Annotated in this window: 3 protein-coding genes and 1 pseudogene; 3 read left to right on the forward strand and 1 reads right to left on the reverse strand. The window is 60.0% G+C overall.

The genetic code is table 11. From position 1 onward, the window contains the following. The first annotated feature begins 184 nt into the window (after window positions 1–184). From ASILVAE211_RS25530 to ASILVAE211_RS25540, 3 genes are all read left to right on the forward strand, one after another. Entirely contained in the window at window positions 185–343 is a 159-nt protein-coding gene (locus ASILVAE211_RS25530; protein WP_227324179.1) for a hypothetical protein, read from the forward strand. 104 nt (window positions 344–447) lie between these two features. Continuing rightward, the gene (locus ASILVAE211_RS25535) at window positions 448–1,674 is read left to right on the forward strand and encodes a serine hydrolase domain-containing protein (protein WP_227324180.1); all 1,227 of its coding nucleotides are present in this window, start codon (window positions 448–450) and stop codon (window positions 1,672–1,674) included. A gap of 410 nt (window positions 1,675–2,084) precedes the next feature. Continuing rightward, window positions 2,085–2,906: a GntR family transcriptional regulator gene (locus tag ASILVAE211_RS25540; RefSeq protein WP_319799646.1), complete on the forward strand. Its 822-nt coding sequence runs from the start codon at window positions 2,085–2,087 to the stop codon at window positions 2,904–2,906. Window positions 2,907–3,520: 614 nt separating this feature from the next. Here the strand turns inward: ASILVAE211_RS25540 and tnpC are convergent. Beyond that, window positions 3,521–5,050: pseudogene (tnpC, locus tag ASILVAE211_RS25550) on the reverse strand (IS66 family transposase). Window positions 5,051–5,256 lie beyond the last annotated feature (206 nt).

Below are 5,256 nucleotides of genomic sequence, written 5' to 3' on the forward strand. Positions count from 1 at the left end.
TCTTCTGCCTCCGGCTTCTCCGGCACGGTGCGCTTCAGCGGTCTGGTGCCCGGCATCAAGGCACTGGGCACGCCGACCGGCGGGTCGTGGCGCAGGCGATCACCACAGCCATTTCGCGGAGATTTTTGCCGGGCGGCCATAATAACGACTCGTTTGAGCGCCGTGGCTGCCCATAGCTACGCAAGTGGCTAACAGTGGCTCCTTCGCGGTTGCCGCTGGTTTCATCCTGCTCTCCGCCATCCTAACCTGGCTTCTTGTCAGTGCCGACGAAACGCCGCCAGTGGGCATGCCGGTCAAAGCAGCCCGCTCCGAGCTTGTCTCGCCCTCCCCTGAGGGTGGCTGAGAGACCTGTGATGCTCAGCGCATTGATAGGCACCCGGTTCAAGCTTAGGCTTTCGTCGCCCGAAGGTTTGCGGGCCTATACCCGTCCAGCGAAAGAGGCAGCAAATGCCCGCTCATGGCTTACCCGCGCAGTCGGTCTCACTTTCCCCACAAGCGGTGCAGGCGCTGGACGCCGCTTTCGCGCAAGCGGTCCAGTCGGATGCGCTCGTCTGCGCCATTGCGATGGCATGCTCGAGAGATGGCACCCTCTATCAGTCTGCCCATGGTCTCCGTGATCGTGAGAGCGGCGCCGCAGCGACGCTCGATGACGTTCTGGCGCTCGCTTCGCTCACCAAAGCCATAACGGCCGCCGCCGCCTTGCAGCTGGTTGAACAGGGCGTGCTCGACCTTGACGCGCCGGTCGGCACGTATCTGGACGATCTCGCCGATCCCATGGTGCTGGAGGGGTTTGCGGCAGACGGGCGGCCGCGGCTACGCTCGGCGCAGAGAGCGATCACACTTCGGCACTTGCTGACCCATACCTCGGGGCTAGGGCACGACATCTGGGACGAGCCCTTGCTGCGCTACCAGGCCGCAACCGGCATGCCGGGGCTCGCCAGCCGCAAGGATGCCGGCTTGTGCATGCCGCTGCTCTCAGACCCCGGCGAGATGTGGCGCTACAGCATCGGCCTTGAATGGACCGGCAAGCTTATCGAGGCTGTGACGGGACTGCGCCTTGGCGCTTACCTGAAGGCGCGTCTCTTCGGCCCGCTCGGCATGCACGACACGGGTTTCGGCCCGGCCGCCCACCCGGCCGAGCGGCTGGCCAAGGTCTATCATCGTGACGATACGGGCGCTTTGCAGCCGGTCCCCTTCGCCATCCTGCCGGGCGAGTATGAGGCAGGTGGCGGCGGTCTATACGGAACCGCGCCGGATTACCTCCGCTTCCTCACCATGCTGCTCAACCACGGAAAGGCCGGAGACCTGCAAGTCCTCTCGCCCCGGTCCGTGGCGCTGATGACGGAAAATCAGATCGCCCCTCTGGAGCTGACCCCGCTGCGCACGGCGCAGCCCGCACTCTCTAACAACGTCAGCCTGTTTCCCGGCATAAACAAGGGATGGAGCCTGGGCGGCATGCTGACCGAGCAGGCCGGCCCGGATGGGCGCAGCCCCGGCAGTCTTGCCTGGGCAGGGCTTGCCAATTGCTATTTCTGGCTCGACCCCCAGCGGGGCGTCGCGGGTGTTTTTCTGACACAGATTCTGCCGTTCGCCGATGCTCCAGCTTTGCAAAGCTTTGCCGGCTTCGAGCGGCTTTTCTATACGGGTTTGAGAAGCGCTGCACTTCAGGCTTAATACGCCTGTCCGTCGTTGAAGCATTCTGGGCGTTTGTCATTGTCTCTTAAAAGGTCTCCCTCAAACTGTGGGCAAACGGAGGAGTAAACGCTGCCCCGACTGTGACCAGCTTACCCGACGCGACAAAGCTCGGGGCTGCCTTCGCAGCCGAAAGGCCACAAGCAATAGGGAGCCGCCAGCACAAGCTTACGCTTAAACATCATGGTCTCCTACACTGATTAATTAGTGAGGTCCGGTGCTGGTGCGGGCCGTGATGTTCGATACCCGTTCTATATTGTTTAATTGCGCATAGACTGTACCATGTATCCATGGTGAATTTATCCTTTGACGACGTGCACCCTCGGCACCGGCAGTTGGTCGGACGTTTTATCGACCTAGCCTTGGCGCAGCGCTGGCCCGAGGGCCACCGCGTGACGGAGCTGGAACTTGCGGACTTGCTGCAGGTCTCCCGTACACCGGTGCGTGTTATGCTGGGTCTATTGCGCGAGCTTGGCATCGTCACAGCCTTGCCAAACCGCGGCCAAGTGTTGGCCAAGTCCAGCGACGCATTGCGCGCCTTTGTCTTGCCTGAGGCGCACGATTCCGACGCGACGCTGCATGCCACGATCATCCGAGACAGACTGGCCGGCAGATTAGAGGAGGAGCCGTCTCAAGCCGATCTCGCGCGTCGTTATGACGTCAGCCCTGCTACGGTCCAAAGACTGTTTCAAAGACTGGAGCAGGAAGGACTAGTACAACGCACTGGCTGGCGTTGGTCATTTTTGCCATCTCTCGGCACAGTGGCTTCGCAACGCGCCAGCTACCAAATTCGCCAGATTCTGGAGCCCGCATCATTGCTTTTGCCAGAGTTTATGTCTGATGTGGCGGTACTCGATCAACTACAAGAAGAACATCAGCATCTATTGGATACGCTTCTTGAAAAGGTTGAGGTGCCTATCTGGATCTTCAATCTTGATGCACGGTTTCACGAAACCATAGCAGGTTTCGGACAGAATTCGTTTATTCTTAATGTCATCCGCCAGCAAAACGCATTGCGACGATTGCTTGAAATCCGCAGCTATTCTGACCAAACCCGGGTGCAAGCCTGGGCAAAAGAGCATACTGGCATTATCGCTGCTGTGCGCCTAGGCGAATTGGAGAAGGCGTCTCATCTACTCAGCGCTCACCTTGGCAAAGCTGACCGCTTTCTTGGAGGTCTGGCTGTCCACGAGAGACAGGGCAATGGGAACTAGCGGCAACGCTGTCATTTTCCCATAAAGGGTTCGTCCTCAATCTGGGCGGGGGCTAGCTTAAATGATGTGACTTTACGCCCTGAAGCTTGGGTAGCAGTTCGCTATCCGACGATGAGCGTGCATTGATATTGCATGAAAAAAGACAGCGAGTAGCCTCTCGGGCTAGGCGTCAAAATCTATGAGGCCAACGGGATCGATGGAGGGTGGATCGTGTCCGCCGTCATGTCCGGCGGCGCACATTGCCCGACGCGTAGCACCCGCTCCAGGCACCGCATGGCTAGTGTACTAGTGTATCCGTCATTTGATTTGAGCGAGACCCGCACAATGTGAGGAAGGGCAAGTATTGCTCCGATATCAACAACATGACGCTGATCCAGAAAGTGACGCGACATTCATGGAGCGCTTGGCGCTCTGGGGCATGCGTTACACGTCGATTGCCGTGGTCGACGGATTGGACGGTTTTGTGCTCCTCGTCACAGGCTTCACTGTAAGCGGTCGTTTATCGCCGGGTCCGGCGCTACTGCTTAGCTTAGGTGTAGTTATGCTGCGGCCTTGGCGTCAGCGGCAGGCGGCTGCCAAGCCCAAGGCATGAGCTCATCGAGACGGCTATTGGGCTAGCCCTGCACGATTTTGGTGAGAACATCGGTGATGTAAGCCTGAACGTTCACGCCGAGCATTTTGCAGGTCTCGACGATCGATGCGGTAACAGCTCAGTTTTCGGCGCCCCCATCGCTTCCGGCAAAGAGGCTGTTTTTCCGCGTCAAGCATAGGGGCCGCAGGGCACGCTCGACAGTGTTCGAGTCAATTTCCACACGACCGTCAACGAGGAAGCAGATCAGGCCGTTCCAATGCTCAAGGGCATAATTGACGGCCTCCTCAAGGGCTGAACCTTTCATGACCTGGGCTTTGGTCGCAAGCAGCCATTGCCGGAAGCTTTCCACAAGTGGTGCCGTACGTTCTTGCCGTGCAGCCTGACGGTCTGCCGCTGAACGGCCGCGGATGTCGTCCTCGATGGCGTAAAACGCGCGTATCCGTTTCACAGCTTCCTCCGCGAGAGGCGTTGATCCATCAGTCTTCATGAGTTTGAAGAACTTCCGGCGACAATGGCTCCAGCAATGAGCGAGCTGCAATTCCGGACGTTCCTCAGCCAGCGACTTGTAGACGCGATACCCGTCGCATTGCGCGACACCGGCAAAGCCCTCCAACGCGCGCCTGCCGTGGAGATTGGCGCGGCCAGGGCCGTAGACAAAGACCACCATCGGCGGGTCCTGGCTGCCATAGGGCCTGCCATCCCGGGCGATGGCCCAGAAGTAGCTGATCTTGGTGCGACCGCGTCCAGGATCGAGGACGCGCACTTCGGTTTCGTCGACAAAGAGATGCGAACCGCTGAGCAGGATCTCGCGCATCCGCCGCCAGATCGGCATCAGTTCCCCCGCACCCCGCCCGGCCCAGCCGGTGACCACGTTGCGGTTGATGCGAATGCCCTGTCGCGCCATGGCCTGCACCTGTGTGTAAATCGGCACGTGATCGGCGTGCTTGGCGACCAGAATCTGGGCCACCAAAGCCTCGCTCGGTAGGCCGCCCTCGACGACATGCGCGGGTGCCGGGGCTTGGATGATCTGGCCATCGCAGGCCCGGCAGGCGTATTTTGGTCGTATCGTGCGGCGGATGAAGTATTGCACCGGCACGATGTCCAGGCGATCGGCGCTGGTCTCTCCGATCCGGTGAGGCGCCCCATGGCAGCAAGGGCATGCGAGGCTTTCGGGCTCCAGCACCTCTTCCACGACCGGCAGATGAGCGGGCAGAGAAGCCCTGGCTTCATGAGGATCCCGGCGGCAACGCTTGCCACCCGTTAACGCCTGTTGTTCGTCTTCCAGCCGTTCGATCTGGGCTTCAAGCGCAGCCTGGGTCAGGTCGATATCCTCGAAGCCCATGGCCAATTGGTCTGCGGGCAGTTTCTCCGACCGTTTGCCGAATTTCAGCGCGCGCAGCTCGTCGTTGTTCTTCTTCAACTGGCCGACGAGCGTCTCAAGGCCGGTGATAATCCCTTCAAGGTGCCTGACTTTCGCGCGCAGACCATCAACCGTCTCTGCATCGTGGGGCGTGTCGCCGGGTTCACTGCGGGCGGGATCGGCTTGGATCATCTTGCCGATTTTCTACCACACGCAGCCCACCTGGAGAAGAAAAACCTAGTCCAGATAAAGGCTTTTATCTTATAGAGACCGGTGCCGCTGCCGGGTTCTGAAGGTAGACCCGTCGCCACTCAAGGCCTTCAAAGAGAGCCGCTCCTTGAGCCGCCGAGAGACGCATACAGCCATCCACGATGGGCGGCCACCGGAAGGCAGCGCCC

The sequence above is a fragment of the Acidisoma silvae genome (assembly GCF_020618775.1).
Lineage (GTDB): Bacteria > Pseudomonadota > Alphaproteobacteria > Acetobacterales > Acetobacteraceae > Acidisoma > Acidisoma silvae.

Bases quoted from the DNA above. Each gene is read 5' to 3' on its own strand.
- ASILVAE211_RS25535 (WP_227324180.1), top strand. From the start codon at position 448: ATGCCCGCTCATGGCTTACCCGCGCAGTCGGTCTCACTTTCCCCACAA.